Genomic DNA, 18,789 nt, shown 5'->3' with positions numbered 1-18,789 from the left:
GGTCCGGCCGGCGAGACGGAGCTGCGCGACGTCCTGGGCACCCTGCCGCAGACGACGCCCGCGGACGAGGTCCCGCCCGGCCGCGGATACGCCCGTCTGGGCTCCGGTCCGGTGCACCGCGTTCAGGTGCCGGCCACCCCGGACCCGTACGACGACGCGACGAGCGAGGCCCAGCGGCAGGCGGTCGTGGCCCTGCTGCCCGAGCGCGTCACCCCGGGCGACCGGGAGGTCGAGCCCGCCGCGTCCGGCACGGGCGTCGAGTCGGTGCCCGAGCCCGCCGACGAGGCCGAGGCGCTGGCCGAGCGCTGAGCTGCTCCCGGCCGACGGATCACGCGATCAGGGTGCGCGGCACGTCCCCGCCCGCACCCTGGCCGTCCCGCACCAGCCGCGCCGCCGCGGCGAGCCGCACCGCCGCCTCGTCGGCCACGGCCCCGCCCACGGTGAACGGCAGCCGCACGTAGCCCTCGAACGCCCCGTCGACGCCGAACCGGGGCCCCGACGGCACCCGCACGCCGACCCGCTCCCCCAGGGCGGCGAGGCGCGACCCGGACAGGCCGCCCGAGCGCACCCACAGCGTGAGGCCGCCCTCGGGCACGGCGAACTCCCAGTCCGGCAGCTCCCGGCGCACGGCGGCCACCAGCGCGTCCCGGTTCTCCCTGGCCTGGCCGCGGCGCAGTTCGACGGCCTCCTCCCAGCCCCCGGTGTTGAGCAGCCAGTTGACCGCCAGCTGTTCCAGGACCGGGGTGCCGAGGTCCGCGTACGCGCGCGCGGCGACGAGACTGCGGATGACGTCCGGCGCGGCCCGCACCCAGCCGATGCGCATGCCCGCCCAGAACGCCTTGCTGGCCGAGCCGACCGTGACGACGGTGGAGCCCGCCGGGTCGAACGCGCAGACCCGGGGCGGCATCCGCAGGTCCCGGTCGAAGTGCAGCTCGGTCATCGTCTCGTCGACGACGAGCACCGTGCCCGCGGACCGCGCCGCGTCCACCAGGGAACGGCGCCGCTCCTCGTCGGCGAGCGCCCCGGTGGGGTTGTGGAAGTCGGCCACCACATAGGCGAGGCGCGGCGCCGCGTCGCGCAGCACTTGGCGCCACCGGTCGAGGTCCCAGCCCGCGAGCCCGTCGCCCATCGCGACGGGCACGAGCCGCAGGCCCGCCTCCTTCATGAGCTGCAGGATGTTCGCGTACGAGGGCGACTCGACGGCGACGCGCTCACCGCGGCCCGCGAAGAGGTGGCAGATCGCGTCCATGGCGCCCATCGCCCCGGTCGTGACCATGATCTGCTCGGGCATGGTCGGGATGCCGTGCGCCGAGTAGCGCTCGGCGATCATCGCGCGGAGCGCGGGCAGACCGGCCGGGTAGTCGCCGTGCGTGTGCGCGTAGGGCGGCAGTTCCTCCAGGGCGCCCTGGACGGCCCGGGTCAGCCACGGCTCGGGGGCGGGCAGGGCGGCGGTGCCGAGGTCGATCATCGAGCCGAGGGCCTCGGGCGGCAGTGGCTCCAGGCCGCGCGCGGGCAGCGGGTTGCCCGCGGGCACGGCGGTCCAGCTGCCCGCGCCGCGCCGGGACTCGAGGAAGCCCTCGCCGCGCAGCGCCTCGTAGGCGGCGGCCACGGTGGTGCGGCTGACCGACAGGGCCACGGCGAGTTCACGCTCGGCGGGCAGCCGGGTGGCGACCGGAACCCGGCCCTCCAGGACGAGCAGGCGGACGCCGTCGGCCAGGGCGCGGTAGGCGGGCGGGCGCTTGGCTCCGGGGACGGCCGGGCGCGGCTGCTGCGAGGTGAGCAGCCGGGCGAGCTGGGCCGAACCGATCGCCGAAGTCCACTGGGCCATGCGTCCAGTCCACCTTCCCGGAATTGGCCATGGTTGGCGTCCGTTTCCGAGCCACAGAGTGTCATGGGTCAGGCCACTACCACCACAGGGGGCACCTCGTGTCCGGTTCACCCGTTGCCGCCGGATCTCCGGCGCCGTCCGGCGGCGCGCTCGTGCGCCGCCTCGTCCAGCTCTACGTGGGTCTGGCGCTGTACGGCGTCAGCTCGGCGCTGCTCGTCGAGGCGGGGCTCGGGCTCGAGCCGTGGGGCGTGCTGCACCAGGGCCTGACCGAGCTCACCGGCATCTCGATCGGCGTCGTGTCGATCATCGTGGGGGCGATCGTGCTGCTCCTGTGGATCCCGCTGCGCCAGCGGCCCGGTCTCGGCACCGTGTCGAACGTCTTCGTGGTGGGCCTCGCGATGGACGGCGCCCTCGCCGTGGTCCCGGACGTGCACGCCCTGGGGGTGCGCATTCCGCTCATGGCGGCCGCGATCGTGCTGAACGGCGTGGCGACGGGGCTGTACATCGCCGCCCGGTTCGGCCCCGGGCCGCGCGACGGCCTGATGACGGGGCTGCACCGGCGCACCGGCCGCTCGATCCGGCTGATGCGGACGGTCGTCGAGGTCGCGGTCGTGGTGAGCGGCTTCGCGCTGGGCGGCACGATCGGCGTCGGCACCGTCGCGTACGCCCTGGCGATCGGCCCGCTGGCGCAGTTCTTCCTGCGGCGCTTCGCCGTCCCTGCGCCGTCGGACGGTTCCGCCCCGGTCGTCGGCGCGTCACCCGATCAGGCGATACTGCGCACGTGACCGAGCCCGTGCGCCACCCGTACCTCGACCATCCCGGCCCGCTGGCGCTCGCCCATCGCGGCGGCGACGCGGACGGCCTGGAGAACACGGTCGCCGCGTTCCGCCGCGCCGTCGGCCTCGGGTACCGGTACATCGAGACCGACGTGCACGCGACCGCCGACGGGCGCCTGGTCGCCTTCCACGACGCCACGCTCGACCGGGTCACGGACGGCCACGGCCGGATCGCGGACCTGCCGTGGGACGACGTGCGCCACGCGCGCGTGGCGGGCCGTGAGCCGGTGCCCCTGTTCGGCGAGCTGCTCGAGACGTTTCCCGAGGTGCGCTGGAACGTGGACGTCAAGGCCGAGGCCGCGCTGTCCCCGCTCCTGGAGCTGCTGGGGCGCACGCGCGCGTGGGACCGCGTCTGTGTCGGGTCCTTCTCGGAGGGCCGCGTCGCCCGGGCCCGCACGCTGGCCGGCCCGCGCCTGGCCACGTCGTACGGCACCGCGGGCGTCGCGGGTCTGCGGCTGCGCTCGTACGGGATACCCGCCCCGCTGGACCGCACGGCGGTGTGCGCGCAGGTGCCCGTCGCGCAGTACGGGATCCGTGTCGTGGACCGGCGCTTCGTGCGGGCCGCCCACGCGCGCGGGCTGCAGGTGCACGTCTGGACGGTGAACGACGAGACCGAGATGCGGCGTCTTCTCGCGCTCGGGGTCGATGGCATAGTTTCCGATCGCATCGAGACGCTGCGCGACGTGCTGACGGACCTGGGGTCCTGGGTCTGACCGCGGCGGCGTCCTGGGACCACGGGGACACAAGGGGACACGGGTGGGCACCGAGACGGCGCAGGGGACGGGTGACGGCGCCGAGGCGCTCGCCGCGCGCCGCCGCGAACAGCGCGGCTGGTACTTCTACGACTGGGCCTGCTCGGTCTACTCCACGAGCGTCCTGACCGTCTTCCTGGGGCCGTACCTCACGTCGGTCGCCAAGGCGGCGGCGGACGCGGACGGCTATGTGCACCCGCTGGGCCTCCCGGTCCGGGCCGGCTCCTTCTTCGCCTACGCGGTGTCGCTCTCGGTGATCCTGGCGATCTTCGTGATGCCGCTGGCGGGCGCGGCGGCCGACCGCTCGGGCCGCAAGAAGCCGCTGCTCGCGGTCGCCGCCTACACCGGCGCGGCGGCCACGGCCGGGATGTTCTTCCTGGACGGGGACCGCTATCTGCTGGGCGGCGCCCTGCTCGTGGTGGCGAACGCCTCGCTGTCCGTCTCGATGGTGCTCTACAACGCCTACCTGCCGCAGATCGCTCCCCCGGAGGAGCGCGACACCGTCTCCACGCGCGGGTGGGCGTTCGGCTACGCGGCGGGCGCGCTCGTCCTGGTGGCCGATCTCGTGCTCTACCTGAACCACGACGCCTTCGGGATCGCGGAGTCGACGGCGGTACGGATCTGTCTGGCGACGGCGGGCGTGTGGTGGGGCGCGTTCACCCTGGTCCCGCTGCGCCGTCTGCGTGACCGGGGGCCGGCGTCCGCGTCCCCGTCCGGCGGTACGGTGCCCGGCCTGCGCCAGCTGAGGGCCACGCTCGAGGACATGCGCCGCCACCCCCTGACGCTGTCCTTCCTGCTCGCCTATCTGGTCTACAACGACGGCGTCCAGACGGTGATCTCGCAGGCCTCCGTGTACGGCTCGGAGGAGCTGGAGCTGGAGCAGTCGACGCTCATCGTGGCGGTGCTCCTGGTGCAGGTCCTCGCCGTGGCCGGCGCCCTGGCGATGGGCCGGCTGGCCCGCAGGTACGGCGGCAAGCGCACGATCCTGGGCTCGCTGGTGGCGTGGACGGTGACGCTCGCGGCGGGGTACTACCTGCCGGCGGGTGCGCCCGGGTGGTTCTTCGTGCTCGCCGTGGGGATCGGCCTGGTCCTGGGCGGCACCCAGGCCCTGTCGCGCTCTCTGTTCTCGCACCTGGTGCCCGCGGGCAAGGAGGCCGAGTACTTCTCCGCGTACGAGATGAGCGACCGGGGCATGAGCTGGCTGGGCCCGCTGGTGTTCGGGCTCGCGTACCAGCTGACGGGCAGCTACCGGGACGCGATCGTGTCCCTGGTGGTGTTCTTCGCGCTCGGGTTCGTCCTGCTCGCGCGGGTGCCGGTCCGTCAGGCGGTGCGCGACGCGGGCAATCCCGTACCCACCCGGATTTAGCACCTGAAGCCAAAGGCCGGTAGTGTACGCGGTTGGCCTGCCAGGCGGACCGTTACTGCACGTCCGGTCCGGGCAACGCCAGGTGACATCTGGTGTCAGATGTGACAAACCGGGCGCTGGTGGGTACAACAAGGGGCGGCTACGACGGCGACGCATGACCCGGAACGGGAATCTTTACCGCCGACCGGACGTTGACCGGATGACGACGACAGCGACACCTGTCCTGTGGGCGACAAGCCCGGGAGGCACGATTCATGAGTGAGCGAGCTCTTCGCGGCACACGCCTCGTGGTGACCAGCTACGAGACGGACCGCGGCATCGACCTGGCCCCGCGCCAGGCCGTGGAGTACGCATGCGAGAAGGGCCATCGCTTTGAGATGCCCTTCTCGGTGGAGGCCGAGATTCCGCCGGAGTGGGAGTGCAAGGTCTGCGGGGCCCAGGCACTTCTGGTCGACGGAGACGGCCCTGAGGAGAAGAAGGCGAAGCCCGCGCGCACCCATTGGGACATGCTGATGGAGCGGCGCACCCGTGAGGAGCTCGAAGAGGTCCTCGAGGAGCGTCTGGCGGTGCTGCGTTCGGGTGCGATGAACATCGCGGTCCACCCGAGGGACAGCCGCAAGTCCGCGTGACCCTGCGGGATCCCGCAGCAGTACATGCAACGGCCGGGGGCCGGACACGCACCGCGTGTCCGGCCCCCGGCCGTTGTGCGTCCCCGCGCGGGGACGCACCCCTCAGGACGGCGTGATCGGCGGGCGCGACTCCGACTCGTCGGGGCCGCCGCCCGGACGCTCGTCCTCACGGACGACCTCGCCCTGGATCACGGTCGTGCCGGGCTGCCGCATGCGCGCCTGCTGGAAGGCACCGCCCAGCGTGCCCTCGGCGGCCGTGCTCATCCGGCGCTCGACGGTGCGCTCCGTGTACCGGCTCAGCGCGCCGCGCACCGGGGGCACGAGGAGGAGCAGCCCCAGGGCGTCCGTGAACAGCCCGGGGATCATCAGGAGCAGTCCGGCCAGCATCAGCAGCCCGTTGCCCTGGGAGCGGGGCTCTGCGGCCGCCGCCGGGTCCGTCTGGGCGCGCTGGATCGTCTCGCTCAGGTTCTGGAAGGCGCGGCGGCCCGCCGCCTTGATCACGACGGCGCCGAGCACGAACCCGGCCACGAGGATCAGGAAGACGGTGAAGCCGCTGGACGCTCCGGCCACCAGCATCAGCAGCCAGACCTCGAGGACCACCCAGGCGGCGACGCCGAGCGGGAGGAATCTGCGGACCCGGGAGCGCCGGGCCCCGGTGGACGGCTTGCGGGGCGGAGTGCCAGTGGTCATGCCCCCAGTGTGCCTGGGAAGGCGTCCAGACGGCGTAAGCGGAAGATCAGGACCGCTGCCGCCGGGCTCAGCGGGGCCCGGCGGAGCCCGGGCCCGCCGGTCCGCGGCCGACGGCCTTGCCGACCCGCTCCCCCAGGCCCCAGGTCGTGACCCGCCACAGGGCCTCGACGACGATGTCCTTGCTCATCTTGGAGTCGCCCAGCTCGCGCTCGACGAACGTGATGGGCACCTCGACGACGTGGTAGCCGGCCTTGACGGCCCGGCGGGCGAGGTCGACCTGGAAGCAGTAGCCCTGCGAGACGACCTCGTCGAGGCCGAGGCCCTCGAGGGTCTCGCGCCGGAACGCGCGGAAGCCGCCGGTGACGTCGCGGATCGGCACGTCGAGCAGCAGCCGGGAGTAGGTGGAGCCGCCGCGGGAGAGGAACTGGCGGGACCGGGGCCAGTTGACGACCCGGCCGCCGGGCACCCAGCGCGAGCCGAGGACGAGGTCGGCGCCCTTGAGCGCGGTGAGCAGCCGGGGCAGTTCCTCGGGCTGGTGCGAGCCGTCCGCGTCCATCTCGACGAGAACGCCGTAGTCGTGCTCCATGCCCCAGGCGAAGCCGGCCAGATAGGCGGCGCCGAGGCCCTCCTTGCCGGTCCGGTGCAGGACGTGGACCTGCGGGTCGTCCGCCGCGAGTTCGTCGGCGAGCTTGCCGGTGCCGTCGGGGCTGTTGTCGTCGGCGACCAGGACGTGCGCCGCGGGCACGGCCGCACGGACGCGGCCGACGACGGTCGTGATGTTCTCCGCCTCGTTGTAGGTCGGGATGATCACCAAGGTCGTACCCAGAGGGCCGAAACTGCGCCCACCGCCGTCGTTCACAGCTTCCCCTTCAGACTTCCTGCACAAGGGGACCACCATAGCGAGCAGGGTGCGGGGCGGGGATCGCCCGCCCTCGGTAGGGGCGTGCGGGACTGCGGGATCGGGGCCGGGCGTCCTTCGGGCCGACCTGGGGCCCGCTGGCTGCGGGTCGTCCGAGAGCCGTTGTCTACTGAACGCCCGGGCCCCACCCGGGTCGCACCTGGCCGACCGGCCGGAACGTTCCAGCGCCCCGTGGCGCGGGCGCTGGGCCTGGCTCCCAGCGGTGGTGCGCCGGTGGGCGCACCACCCCCTGACCCAGTGGCGTTCGACGACTGCGTGGATCTCCCCGGTCGTACCTGGAGGTGGTGGACCCGGCCGAACCTACCGGCCGACCTCCGCACCCTGTCAACAGCCGATTGACCTGCGGCTCTTCGCGAACTGGCCTGGTCAGGCCCGAGGATACGCAGGTCGTGCGGGACGGTGCGGATCCCCCGCCACGCGCACACCGGCCCCGCACATCACTCGTCCGGCCGTACGAAGACGGGCTGGCCGGAGACCACCGTCCGCAGGCACACCGGGAGTTGAGCGCCCGGTGTGAGGTCGGGCAGTCCCGGGGTGCCGGAGCGCGGGTCGGTGGACCAGCGGGCCACCCGGTCGTCGGGGGCCTGCACGATCAGCTCGTCGGTGCGCCAGACGGCGTAGTCGGCGGGGGCGCCGGGCACCAGCATGCCCGCGTCGTCGCGGCCGACGGCGCGCCAGCCGCCCCGGGTGTGCGCGGTGAACGCGGCGCGCACGGAGACACGGTGGGCGGGCGTGCGGTGGAAGGCGGCGGCCCGGATCGTGCCCCAGGGGTCCAGCGGCGTGACGGGGCTGTCGGAGCCGAAGGCGAGCGGCACACCGGCGCGCAGCAGGGCCGCGAACGGGTTGAGCGCGCGGGCCCGTTCGGCGCCGAGCCGGTCGGCGTACATGCCGTCCTCGCCGCCCCACAGAGCGTCGAAGGCGGGCTGCACGGAGGCGGTGAGGCCGAACTCGGCGAACGCGGCGACCGACTCGGGGCTGAGCATCTCGGCGTGCTCGACGCGGTGCCGGGCGGCGCGCACCCGGGCGAGGCCGACCTTGTCCACGGCGGCGCGCAGGCCGTCGGTGACGGCGGTGACGGCGGCGTCGCCGATGGCGTGGAACCCGGCCTGGAGGCCCGCCTCGGTGCAGGCGACGACGTGGGCGGCCACGTCCTCGGCGGTCAGGTAGGCGATGCCGGTGTGGGCGGCGTCGGCGTACGGCTCGTGCAGGCAGGCGGTGTGCGAACCGAGGGAGCCGTCCACGAACAGGTCGCCCGCGGCGCCGAGGGCACCGAGCGCGCGGGCCCGGTCGAGGTCGCGGTCGGCCCAGTAGCCGATGACCCGGGGGCCGGGCTCGGAGCGGGCGAGGTCGAGCAGCCCGGTGAAGTCGTCCTCGGAGGAGATGTCGGGGCCGCCGCACTCGTGGACGGAGCCAATGCCGAGGGACGCGGCGTGGCGCAGGGCGGCCCGCTGGGCCGCGGCGCGCTGACGGGGCCCGACGGCGCCGAGGGCGGCGGCGCGCACGGCGTGGTGGGCGTCGCGGGTGAGGGGCCCGTCGGGGCTGAAGCCGGGGCGGTCCGCGACGCCGGGCACCAGGTCGAGCAGGGCGGTGGTGACGACGGCGGAGTGCACGTCGATGCGGGTCAGGTAGAGGGGGCGGCCGCCGGTGGCCTCGTCGAGCTCGGCGCGGGAGGGCGGCCGGTCCTCGGGCCAGCGGGCGGCGTCCCAGCCGTGCCCGAGCAGGACGCGGTCGTCCGGGTGGTCCGCGGCGTACCGGCGGACGAGGGCGAGGGCCTCGGTGCGCGAGCGGGCGCCGGCGAGGTCGAGGCCGGTCAGGGCGAGGCCGGTCGACGTGGTGTGCACATGGGCGTCGGTGAACGCCGGGGTGACCAGAGCTCCGTCGAGGTCGACGACCTCGTCCACACCGTCCGCGAACGCGTCCGCGGCGCCTTCCGAGCCGACCCAGGCGACGTGGCCGGCCTCGACGACCATGGCCGTCGCGAAGGGGTCGGCGGGACTGTGGACCTCGCCGCGGCGCAGGAGGACGGTACGGGTGCTGGGGGGCGTGCTCATGGGGACAGTGTCCCGCGCCGGGCGCCCCGGACGGGTGCCGGGGTCCCCGGGTGTCAGATGCGCGGGGGCCTGGCCTCGTACGGGGTGGAGAGGACGACGGTGGTGCGGGTGGAGACGCCGGCCAGGGAGCGGACCCGCGCCAGCAGGTTCTCCAGCTCGTGCGGGGTCTCGACGCGGACCTTCAGGATGTAGTTCTCGTCGCCGGCGACGCTGTGGCAGGCCTCGATCTCGGGGACGCCGGCGAGGCGCTCCGCGATGTCGTCGGGCGCGCTCGGGTCGAAGGGCTTGACCGAGATGAACGCGGTGAGCGGCAGGCCGACGGACTCGGGGTCGACGACGGCCGCGTACCCGCGGATGACGCCGCGCTGTTCGAGCCGGCGGACGCGCTGGTGCACGGCCGAGGTGGACAGGCCCGTGGCCTTGCCCAGGTCGGTGTAGCTCATCCGCCCGTCCTTGACGAGCAGCTGCACAATCTGTCGGTCGAGCTCCTCCATGGCGTCGAACCTACCGGTCCGGCGATCTCCCGGGATACCTCGGCGGCTCCCCGGGACCCCCGGAAGAGGGTGGAGCGGGCCTCTCGCCTACCTCGCCGGGGTCACTCGCACACGGCATGTGACGAAGACCACACCCCTGAGGCCGTGTCCGCGGGCATGGCGCGATTACCCCGCTGACGGGACGGGAAGTGCTTGCTGTGGCCGAGGCCCGCGACTCATGGACATCCGCGGCCGGCCCACCCGAGGGGGAGAATCCCATGCAGAGTGCGAAGCGTCCTGGACGCACGGCCGCGCGCGGCCGCCGGCAGCCCGTCGTGGAACTCACGCCGGAGGTCGTCGAGTCCGACGCCCTCGAGGCCGACGACACCGACGCGTACGACACCTTCGAGATGTACCGGGTGATCTGCCCGGACTGCGCCCAGCCCATCGCGCTCCTGGCGGACGAGGACGTCCTGCCCGAGCACGCGCACGTGACCTCGGCGTGGAACCCGTTCGGACTGACCGTGTGCTCCGGCACCGGCCGCGCGGCGGCCGACGCGGAGGCGGCCGACTCCCTCACGGGCGCTCAGGAGCAGGACACCGCGCTGCTGCTGACGCTCCCCCAGGGACTCGACTGGCGCACCCAGCCGTTCTCGCACGTGGGCGGCCCCGGTTCGCGCCCGATCCGGATGCCCCGGCAGCAGGACCGCCGCGCGGCCTGAGCGGTCCGCCCGGATCAGTCCCGATCAGCCGCGGACCGGTCCCTGGTCAGTCCCGGCCGTCCCAGTAAGCGCCCTGCACCATGGCACGCAGACTGTCGTGGTGCAGGATCAGCGTGTCCGGGTCCGCCGGCACCGCGCTCTCCCCGAAGTGGACCTGCCGGTAGGCGACGCGGAGCATCACGACGGCGTGCCGCAGGGCCGCGTAGAGCGTGTAGAAGTCCATGTCCCGAGGGGTGTGCCCGGTCAGGCGTGCGTAGCGGGCCTCGACGGCGCGGCGGCGCAGGAAGCCCGGCAGGCCCGGCTGGCCGAAACTCTCGGTGAGGTCCTGGAAGAAGCGGTGCAGGTACACCGTCCAGCCGAGGTCGACCTCGCGCGGTGCGAGCGCCGCCATCTCCCAGTCGAGGACGGCCGCGGGCGTGAAGCCGTCGTAGATGACGTTGCCGATGCGCGCGTCGCCCCAGTTGAGCACCGCCTCGCCCTCCTCCTGGGGCCACAGCGCCTCGAGTCGGTCGAAGGCGCTCTCGATGAGCGGTGAGCGCGGGCGCCCCTCGACCACCCAGGCGTAGTAGGCCCGCTGGCCCGTCACATGGCGACGCAACGGGCTGCCTTCGCCCGGCAGTTCGAGAAATCCGGCGTCCTTCGCGGGGACCCCGTCGTGCAGCCGCGCGAGCAGCCGCACACTGGCGTCCTCCAGCACCTCGCGCTCGGCGTCGGTGGCGGCGTGCAGCCAGTTCCCCTCGTACGTGTAGGGCATCACGTCGGGCGGGACGCGTCCGTCGACGCGCTCCATGACGAAGAAGGGCGCGCCGAGCGGCCCGGGATCCTCCTCCAACCAGAGCACCTCGGGCACGGGCAGCCCGGTGCGCGCGGCGAGCCGCATGGTGCGGTACTGCCGCGGCATGTCGTACTCCGGGAAGATCGTGTACGCCGACGGGTCGGCGGCCAGCCGGAGCGCGCAGGCCCGCGCCGGGCCCGTGCGGTGCTCGATGTCGAAGAGCAGGGTCTCGCTCGACATGCCGTTGGACTCGGGCACGGCGACGTGCGTGACGCGGGCGCCGGGCAGCCGGCCGTCGAGCCAGCGGGTGAGCCGCCGGGCCAGCTCCTCGGGGTCGCGGGTGGAGGTGCGGGGGCGCGGTGCCGTGGCCATGGCCGGACTCCCTTTCCGTGGACCGGTGTGCGGACTGTGCGGCCGGGCGCTGAGGGGGCCTGCGGGCGCTCAGGGGCGGGCGGGCGCCGTCGAGTCGAACCCGGTGAAGCCGCTCGGGTCGTGCCGTCCGAAGCTGCCGTGCTCGAAGATGCCGTGCCCGACCAGGCCGTCGAGGGTGAAGCGTGCGGCGTGGTCGACGACCCCGTACGCGGCGCGCGGGTGCGCGGCCGGGTCGGCGAGGTCGTAGGTGCGGCGGTCGGTCCAGCCGGGGCCCTGCCAGGTGCCGTGCTGCCAGTCGTCGGCGGGCGGGTAGCCGGCGCCGACGGCGAGCGGGGAGGAGGCGAGGATCTCGACGCCGAGTTCGAGCGGGGTGCCGTCGGCGGGGTCGGTGAGGTGGACGACCGCACGCTCGGGGTGGCGGGTGCCGGGGCGGTAGGTGATGTCGGCGCGGGGCCAGCCGAGTTGGCGGTCGCGCTCGCCGGGGCGCACGAGCGTGGCGTCGTTGAGGGTGCGGTACCCGTCGGCGTCCTCCTGGAGGACGACCATGAGGAAGCGGTCGGCGAAGCGGACCGGCGCCCAGATCCAGTGGAAGCCCTCGGTGGGGTGGGCCGCGGCCAGCCGGCCGCCCTCCTCGCCCGGCACGGGGCGCACGCCCCAGCTGCGGTCGCGGGTGCCCGTCCAGTCCCGTACGTCGATGTCGCGGCCGCCGATGCTCAGCCGCCCGTCGCAGTGCCCGGCCTGGACGAAGCGCCGGCCCTCCAGGGTGAGCCGGCCGCCGCGGCGCTGGGTGTGGTGCGGCTCCCACAGGGCCGGGAAGTCGGCGGACCAGTTGATCTCGTACGAGAGGCCGTCGGGGTCGTCCGGGTCGGCGGCGCAGGTGAGGACGAAGTCCTGGAGCGGCCGCTCGACGTGGATCCGCAGCGGGCCGACGGCGAGGCTCATGCGGTCGTCGGTGAGCGCGTCGCAGGCCCGTACGGCGTGCAGCGTGTCCCCCACCCGCACGGTGGCGTAGGCGTCGATCACGCCCAGGTTGGGGTAGACGCCGAGGCCGAGGATGAGCAGGAACTCCCCGGCGGGGTCGACGAGATGGAAGATGCAGCGGTCGTAGGCGTTGCGGTCGCCGGTCGCGACGTGCCGCATCGACAGCGGCACCTGGTGGACCGGGTACTCGTCGAGTGCCACGGGACGGTCGTCTTCGGCCACGGCGGATCTCCTCGGGCGCACGGCGGTTGACGTCGCCCGGAGGGGTACGGCCTGCCCGGCGGCGGAGTTGACGGTACGTCAGACCGTGGGAGGTGACCAGATGCGGGACGTCTTCCGGGGGCACGGCCGGGCGGCGGGCCGCGAACTGACGGTCGACCGCGGCCGGGGGTGACCTCCGCCGCCCCCGCTCCGTTGACCCGGCATGAGCCCGTCGCAGACCGCCGTTCCCGCGCCCACCGGGCGACGCCGCCGCGCACTCGCCCCCGTACCGTCCGCGGGATCGGTTCAGCAGGCGTCCGTGACGCCGCAGCAGCCCCTGTCACCCCGGGCGGCGCGCCGGCGCGCGGCCGACCCCCAGGACCCGCCGATCTACCGGGAGATGGTCGCCCTGTGGTCGGACCGGGGCCGGACCCTGCCGGGCCGGCCCGACCCCGAGTGGGCACGCCTGGCCGCGCCCACGGTGCGCGGCGAGGGGGTCAGCGGGACTCCGGTCCCGCGAGGTGCCGGGCGATGACCATCCGCTGGATCTGGTTGGTGCCCTCGACGATCTGCAGCACCTTCGCCTCGCGCATGTAGCGCTCGACCGGGAAGTCGGCCGTGTAGCCGTACCCGCCGAAGATCTGCACGGCGTCCGTGGTCACCTTCATCGCGGCGTCCGTGCACAGCAGCTTGGCCATGGCCGCCTGCTTGGAGAACGGCAGGCCGGCGTCGCGCAGCCGGGCCGCCGCCAGGTAGAGCGCTCGGCCCGCCTCGATCTGTGTCGCCATGTCGGCCAGCATGAACCGCAGCCCCTGGAAGTCCGCGACGGGGTGGCCGAACTGGGAGCGCTCCTTCGCGTACGCCACCGCCGCGTCCAGCGCGGCCTGGGCGACGCCCACCGCGCAGGCCGCGATCCCGAGCCGGCCGGAGTCGAGCGCGGAGAGCGCGATCTGGAAGCCCTGCCCCTCGTCCCCGATCCGGCGGGCGTCCGGGACGCGCACGCCGTCGAAGTGGACCTGGGCGGTGGGCGATCCCTTCATGCCCATCTTCTTCTCGGGGGCGGCGGCGGTGAGCCCGGCCGCGTCCCCGGGCACCAGGTAGGCCGTGATCCCGCGGGCGCCCTCGCCGCCGCTGCGGGCCAGCACCGTGTAGAAGTCGGCGACGCCGCCGTGCGTGATCCAGGCCTTGGTGCCCTCGAGCACCCAGTCGTCGCCCGCGCGGACCGCCTTCGTGCGCAGCGAGGCGGCGTCGGAGCCGGAGGCCGGTTCGGAGAGGCAGTAGGCGCCGAGCAGTCCGCCGCCGAGCATGTCGGGCAGATGCTCCGCGCGCTGCTGCTTGGTGCCGAAGTTCGCCAGGGCGTGGCAGGCCAGCGAGTGCACGCTCACCCCGAGGCCCACGGTGAGGCGGGCGGCCGCGAGCTCTTCGAGCACCTGGAGGTAGACCTCGTAGGGCTGGTCGCCGCCGCCGAACTCGGAGTCGTAGGGCAGGCCGAGCAGTCCGGACGAGGACAGCAGGGCGAAGGTGTCGCGCGGGAAGCTGCCCGCTTCCTCCTCCTCGGCCGCGCGCGGGGCGATCTCCCGCTGCGCGATGTCGCGGACCAGCTGCAAAAGGTCCCGGGCTTCGTCCGTCGGCAGCTGCCGCTCGACTCCTGGCTCCGGCATCACGACGCTGTCCTCCCTGGGCGGGCGCTGCGGTGTCAGCCGCGGGGTGAGCGGCTCCACCGGGTGGTCACTACCGGAGCCGATGGTGCCCTTCTGGGTCACAGAAGCGGCTGACCAGCGGCTGCGGCGTGTTGAGTATTCCCGATGAGACCGCACGCGTCACTAGTTAACGACCGCTTACTCAGACTTTTTTTCCCACTTTCCCGGCCACCCGTCCGCGGACCCCGCAAGGAAACGGAATTGGTTCGGACCATTGACGCACTGGTCTAGTCCTTCTAGTGTCCTGCCCGCAGGTCCAGCACCACCTTCCCCACGCTCCCCTCCCCCACGAGGAGACACGATGCTCAGACCGCACCTCCCCCACGCCTCTCTCAAGGCCCTCGTCTCCGCCGCGTGCTGCGCGGTCCTCGGCGCCGGACTGCTCGCCTCGGCCGGGGGCGCGTCCGCCGCGCAGGACGACACCCCGGCCCCGCAGGCCGCGGCCGGCTCCAAGGTCGTCGGCTACTTCACCGAGTGGGGTGTCTACGACCGCAACTACCACGTCAAGAACATCGAGACGTCCGGCTCCGCCGACAAGCTCACGCACATCAACTACGCCTTCGGCAACGTCCAGGGCGGCAAGTGCACGATGGGCGACTCCTACGCCGCCACCGACAAGGCGTACACGGCCGACCAGTCCGTGGACGGCACCGCCGACACCTGGGACCAGCCGCTGCGCGGCAACTTCAACCAGCTGCTCGAGCTGAAGAAGCTGCACCCGGACCTCAAGATCCTCTGGTCGTTCGGCGGGTGGACCTGGTCCGGCGGGTTCGGCGACGCCGCGAAGGACCCGGCCGCCTTCGCCCAGTCCTGCTACGACCTGGTCGAGAACTCCAAGTGGGCCGACGTCTTCGACGGCATCGACATCGACTGGGAGTACCCGAACGCCTGCGGCCTGAGCTGCGACACCAGCGGGCGCGACGGCTACAAGAACCTGATGGCGGCGCTGCGTTCGAAGTTCGGCGGCGACTACCTGATCACGTCCGCGATCCCGGCCGACGCCTCCGAGGGCGGCAAGCTGGACGCGGCCGACTACGCGGGCGCCGCCCAGTACGTCGACTGGTACAACCCGATGACGTACGACTACTTCGGCGCCTGGGACGCGCAGGGCCCGACCGCCCCGCACTCCCCGCTCACCGCGTACGACGGCATCCCGAAGGACGGCTACAACTCGGACGCCACCATCACCAAGCTCAAGGGGATGGGCGTGCCCGCCTCGAAGCTGCTGCTCGGCATCGGCTTCTACGGGCGCGGCTGGACCGGCGTGACCCAGGAGGCGCCCGGCGGGACCGCGACCGGCCCCGCGGCAGGCAAGTACGAGCAGGGCATCGACGACTACAAGGAGCTGAAGACCAAGTGCCCCGCCACGGGCACGGTCGGCGGCACCGCGTACGCGTACTGCGGCAACGACTGGTGGTCCTACGACACCCCGCAGACCATCGCCGGGAAGATGGACTACAAGAACCAGCAGGGCCTGGGCGGCACCTTCCTGTGGGAGCTGTCCGGTGACACCGCCGACGGCGAGCTGATCAAGGCCGTCGGCTGACCGTTCCGGAACGCGGCGAGGGCGGGGTCCGGCACTCGCGGACCCCGCCCTTCGTCAGCTCCTCAGCTCGCCGGCTCGCCGACTCGTCGGCGGTGGCTCACATCCAGCCGAGCTGGGTGACGAGCATCGCGAGGACCACCACGAAGGTCCAGCCGAGGACGTGCTCGAGGATCTTCGGGCCGTCCTCCTGCGGGCCACCCGTGCGGGTGCGGGCGGCGGCGGGTGCGGTGGCGGAGCTCGCGGTCATGTCTGTCTCGCTGTTCGTGGACGTGGAGGTACTTCCCCGGGGCGCCCGGTGTCCCCTCCGGCGCCCCCTCCACCTTGCCACCGCGCGGGCCCGTCGCGGCCGAGACGTTGGTCACGCCGCGGCCGCGACGCAGGTCAGCGCACGCCCACGGCCGCCAGCGCCTTCCGCTGCCGGGCCGTCGGACGGGCCGGGAAGTACAGGTAGCAGACGCCGCCGGTGCCGGAGACGACCGAGCCGGAGGCGTTGTACCGCTTGGTGCGCAGCCAGATGTTCTCCCACTCGCGGCGCTTGTAGACGCGGCGGACCGCCGGGTCGCTCGGCGAGGCCGGGTCGTTGGCCACGACGTCCCCGTCGGCGGTGAAGCCGATGACCGTCATCAGGTGCCCGGAGGTGCCGTAGCCGGCGCCCGTGAGCTCCTCCTTCAGGAACGACTGGGACGTGATGGCCGGGATGCCCGCCGCGACCAGCGTCTCCAGGTCCGTGAGCGAGGTCAGCCGGGTGACGACTCCCTGGAGGTCCCGGTAGGTCGCCGCGTAGGCCGCGTTGAACGGCCAGTTCCCCGCGCCCTCGTACTGGTAGTCGTACGTGTGGCGGGCCGCGTGGCACACCTGCGGGTCCGCGTAGTCCGGGTTCACCCAGGCCAGGTCCGCCGCCGACGGCTTCCGGCCCCAGTACTCGATGATCATCTGCGAGGAGGTCGGGCTGCACCAGGCCTCGCCGCCGCCGTCGTACTCCGGGTACTGGCCGGCGTGGATCTCCTGCGAGTAGCGCGGCACGGTCAGCTCGGCCGACCCGCCCGGCACGGAGGCCGGGACCGTGAAGCGGTCCGGGACGTCCGAGCCCATCGCGCCGAGCCGCCACACGGTGGGCGCCACGCGGGTGCCCGGGGTGCGCAGCAGCGTCAGGCGCAGCCGGTACGAGACCAGGCGCAGCCCGGAGGCCGCGTCGTCGATCGAGAAGGTGTCCGTCCAGATGCTGGACTTCCCGTCGCTCTGGTCGTCGACGGAGGTGCGGCGGATGTCGGCGTCCTCGTCGTCCCCCGCGGTCCAGCGGCCCATCACGTACCAGGGCGTCTCGCCGCCGTCGCTGTACGTGCCCTGCAGTTCGACCTCGATCCAGGTACCGGCCGGGGTGCGGGCGTTCCAGGAGGCGATGACCTCGGTGGCGGGGACGGACAGGCGGTGGAGCGGCGAGGTCCAGGTCGCGTACTCCCAGTCGGCCGTCTTCTTCAGGTGCGGATCGGTGTACGAGCGGGTGCCCGCCGGCCGGGCGAGGGTCAGTCCGGGGCGGGCGCCGGGCACGGCGCGGGTGCCGCGGCCGGTGCCGGAGCGCCAGTCGGGGAAGGTGGTCCAGGCGCGGTTGTCCACGGGGCGGGCCGCCGCCTTCCGGTCCGGGGCGGCCGCGGCGGCGGTGGCCGCCGTCGCGGAGCCGGCCGCCGTGGCGGCGAGGGCGACGCCCGCGGCCGCCGCGAGCAGCGTTCTGCGGGACAGGGCGTGATCGACGGTGGCGGGTTCGGTTCGGGTCATCGGGTGGTCCCCCAGTCGACGGGTCGGACGGACGGTACGGACGGGGCGCAGGCGTGGTGTGCTCCTGGTGGAACAGTGCGCCAACTATGGCCGCCGGGGCGGGATCTCCACCAGCGTTTCGCCCCCGGTCACCCGTCCAATATTGGTCTCCACCACTGGCATGACCTGCGGCGCCGCCCCGCGTCCTGGTGCGCGCCGGCACGTACGCTGAGCGCCGTGGACGCACTGCACACCTCCCTCGACCGGTACGCCGGACGGCTGCGCGGGCTGCCGCCGTCCTGCGGGCCGGTGCGGCTGATCGGCATCGACGGGCACGCGGGCTCCGGCAAGTCGACGTTCACGACCCGGCTCGCGGCGGCCCTCGGCGGTGCGCCGGTGCTGCGCCTCGACGACATCGCGAGCCACGACGCCCTGTTCGGGTGGACGGCGCGGCTGCGCACCCAGGTGCTCGATCCCCTGGCGCGGGGTACGACGGCGCACTACGAGACGTACGACTGGCACGCGCGCCGGTTCGGTGCCGTGCGGGCGCTGCCCGCCGCCGACGTGGTGCTGATCGAGGGCGTCGGCGCCGGCCGGCGCGCGCTGCGGCCGTTCCTCGCGCGGCTCGTGTGGCTGGATCTGCCCTCCGAGGCGTCCTGGGCGCGCGGCCGGGCCCGCGACGGGGAGGCGCAGCGGGCGTTCTGGGACGGCTGGATCCCCGCCGAGATCGCGCACTTCGCGACGGACCCCTCCTGGCCGTTCGCGGACGAATCGGTGCGCGTGAGCCGGGTGTGCCCGCAGGGGTACGAGATCCGCGAAGGGGCCCGACGGGCCTCGTGGGACCTCGCCCGACCCCCCTTTCGTCACTCACCGTGAAGGACCGCCAGCGATGTGCTGAACCTCTGGAATCGGCCTTCCACAAGTTTCCCGGAGTGCCTCAACTCGGCTTGACCGAGGGGCCGTACAGGTCTTACGTTCTCAATGAGCGGCCTTCGCGGGCCGCCCCGCAGACGCGAAGCCCCCGGTTGTTCCCCCGTGATCGGGGGCTTCGTTCTGCCCCAAAGCCGCAAACCGGTCCCGGCGCGGCGCTCTCCGTTCACCCTGGGTCACCATGCGGCACCGCCCTCACCTGCGCCGCATGCCGCCGTCCGCCCCGATCCGACCCCCGCGCGCCCTACGGTGCACCGCACCCGCGC

The 18,789-nt window shown here is 73.7% G+C and carries 18 protein-coding genes and 1 pseudogene; 9 read left to right on the top strand and 10 right to left on the bottom strand.

Annotated elements, in window-relative coordinates:
- Positions 1–309, top strand: a pseudogene (locus tag GTW43_RS35260) (hypothetical protein); the annotation flags it as partial.
- A gap of 19 nt (positions 310–328) precedes the next feature.
- Here GTW43_RS35260 and GTW43_RS35255 read toward each other — a convergent pair.
- A complete protein-coding gene (locus GTW43_RS35255) occupies positions 329–1,828 on the bottom strand; it encodes a PLP-dependent aminotransferase family protein (RefSeq protein WP_161306044.1) in 1,500 nt (499 codons plus the stop codon).
- Between the two features lie 98 nt (positions 1,829–1,926).
- On the opposite strand from GTW43_RS35255, the gene GTW43_RS35250 reads away from it, so the two are divergent.
- From GTW43_RS35250 to GTW43_RS35235, 4 genes are all read left to right on the top strand, one after another.
- A complete protein-coding gene (locus tag GTW43_RS35250; protein ID WP_343246216.1) occupies positions 1,927–2,613 on the top strand; it encodes a hypothetical protein in 687 nt (228 codons plus the stop codon).
- A complete protein-coding gene (locus GTW43_RS35245) occupies positions 2,610–3,377 on the top strand; it encodes a glycerophosphodiester phosphodiesterase (RefSeq protein WP_161306043.1) in 768 nt (255 codons plus the stop codon). Before GTW43_RS35250 ends, GTW43_RS35245 begins: the two co-directional genes overlap by 4 nt.
- Before the next feature lie 43 nt (positions 3,378–3,420).
- Positions 3,421–4,782 (top strand): MFS transporter, encoded by a 1,362-nt coding sequence (locus GTW43_RS35240; protein WP_161306042.1) that lies wholly within the window; start codon positions 3,421–3,423, stop codon positions 4,780–4,782.
- A 254-nt stretch (positions 4,783–5,036) separates the two neighbouring features.
- Positions 5,037–5,411, top strand: a complete 375-nt coding sequence (locus tag GTW43_RS35235) for an RNA polymerase-binding protein RbpA (protein ID WP_003977404.1) — start codon at positions 5,037–5,039, stop codon at positions 5,409–5,411.
- Between the two features lie 102 nt (positions 5,412–5,513).
- Here GTW43_RS35235 and fxsA read toward each other — a convergent pair whose 3' ends face one another.
- The 4 genes from fxsA to GTW43_RS35215 all read right to left on the bottom strand — a co-directional run bounded on the left by fxsA (position 5,514) and on the right by GTW43_RS35215 (position 9,565).
- On the bottom strand, positions 5,514–6,101 hold the full coding sequence (gene fxsA, locus GTW43_RS35230; protein ID WP_161306041.1) for an FxsA family membrane protein: 588 nt from the start codon (positions 6,099–6,101) through the stop codon (positions 5,514–5,516).
- Between the two features lie 67 nt (positions 6,102–6,168).
- Positions 6,169–6,999 carry a polyprenol monophosphomannose synthase gene (locus tag GTW43_RS35225; protein WP_161306040.1) on the bottom strand — a complete coding sequence of 277 codons (831 nt, stop codon included), beginning with the start codon at positions 6,997–6,999 and terminating at the stop codon, positions 6,169–6,171.
- 458 nt (positions 7,000–7,457) lie between these two features.
- Positions 7,458–9,071, bottom strand: a complete 1,614-nt coding sequence (locus tag GTW43_RS35220) for an amidohydrolase (RefSeq protein WP_161306039.1) — start codon at positions 9,069–9,071, stop codon at positions 7,458–7,460.
- Positions 9,072–9,124: 53 nt separating this feature from the next.
- Entirely contained in the window at positions 9,125–9,565 is a 441-nt protein-coding gene (locus tag GTW43_RS35215) for an Lrp/AsnC family transcriptional regulator (protein ID WP_161306038.1), read from the bottom strand.
- 257 nt (positions 9,566–9,822) lie between these two features.
- Here GTW43_RS35215 and GTW43_RS35210 point away from each other — a divergent pair, with 257 nt between their 5' ends.
- Positions 9,823–10,266 carry a hypothetical protein gene (locus tag GTW43_RS35210; protein WP_161306037.1) on the top strand — a complete coding sequence of 148 codons (444 nt, stop codon included), beginning with the start codon at positions 9,823–9,825 and terminating at the stop codon, positions 10,264–10,266.
- Positions 10,267–10,312: 46 nt separating this feature from the next.
- Here GTW43_RS35210 and GTW43_RS35205 read toward each other — a convergent pair whose 3' ends face one another.
- Positions 10,313–11,413 (bottom strand): phosphotransferase family protein, encoded by a 1,101-nt coding sequence (locus GTW43_RS35205; protein ID WP_161306036.1) that lies wholly within the window; start codon positions 11,411–11,413, stop codon positions 10,313–10,315.
- A 69-nt stretch (positions 11,414–11,482) separates the two neighbouring features.
- A complete protein-coding gene (locus GTW43_RS35200) occupies positions 11,483–12,553 on the bottom strand; it encodes a hypothetical protein (RefSeq protein ID WP_161306046.1) in 1,071 nt (356 codons plus the stop codon).
- A gap of 379 nt (positions 12,554–12,932) precedes the next feature.
- Here GTW43_RS35200 and GTW43_RS38375 point away from each other — a divergent pair, with 379 nt between their 5' ends.
- Positions 12,933–13,130: a hypothetical protein gene (locus GTW43_RS38375; RefSeq protein WP_237536979.1), complete on the top strand. Its 198-nt coding sequence runs from the start codon at positions 12,933–12,935 to the stop codon at positions 13,128–13,130.
- On the opposite strand, the gene GTW43_RS35195 is transcribed toward GTW43_RS38375, so the two are convergent.
- The gene (locus GTW43_RS35195) at positions 13,093–14,256 is read right to left on the bottom strand and encodes an acyl-CoA dehydrogenase family protein (protein ID WP_161306035.1); all 1,164 of its coding nucleotides are present in this window, start codon (positions 14,254–14,256) and stop codon (positions 13,093–13,095) included. The genes GTW43_RS38375 and GTW43_RS35195 overlap by 38 nt on opposite strands.
- Before the next feature lie 340 nt (positions 14,257–14,596).
- Between GTW43_RS35195 and GTW43_RS35190 the strand changes: the two genes are divergently transcribed.
- Complete coding sequence (locus tag GTW43_RS35190; protein ID WP_161306034.1) at positions 14,597–15,841, top strand: glycoside hydrolase family 18 protein; 1,245 nt, start codon at positions 14,597–14,599, stop codon at positions 15,839–15,841.
- A 97-nt stretch (positions 15,842–15,938) separates the two neighbouring features.
- On the opposite strand, the gene GTW43_RS35185 is transcribed toward GTW43_RS35190, so the two are convergent.
- Both GTW43_RS35185 and GTW43_RS35180 read right to left on the bottom strand, forming a co-directional pair.
- A complete protein-coding gene (locus GTW43_RS35185; RefSeq protein WP_161306033.1) occupies positions 15,939–16,088 on the bottom strand; it encodes an SCO1431 family membrane protein in 150 nt (49 codons plus the stop codon).
- 134 nt (positions 16,089–16,222) lie between these two features.
- The gene (locus GTW43_RS35180) at positions 16,223–17,614 is read right to left on the bottom strand and encodes a peptidase C39 family protein (protein WP_161306032.1); all 1,392 of its coding nucleotides are present in this window, start codon (positions 17,612–17,614) and stop codon (positions 16,223–16,225) included.
- 216 nt (positions 17,615–17,830) lie between these two features.
- On the opposite strand from GTW43_RS35180, the gene GTW43_RS35175 reads away from it, so the two are divergent.
- Positions 17,831–18,469, top strand: a complete 639-nt coding sequence (locus GTW43_RS35175) for a hypothetical protein (RefSeq protein WP_343246215.1) — start codon at positions 17,831–17,833, stop codon at positions 18,467–18,469.
- The last annotated feature ends 320 nt before the right edge of the window (positions 18,470–18,789 follow it).

It is taken from the genome of Streptomyces sp. SID5785, assembly GCF_009870065.1.
In the GTDB taxonomy this organism is placed as follows: Bacteria; Actinomycetota; Actinomycetes; order Streptomycetales; family Streptomycetaceae; genus Streptomyces.
Note: the sequence above shows the minus strand (reverse complement) of the source record. Positions and strands in the feature narration are given on the sequence as shown.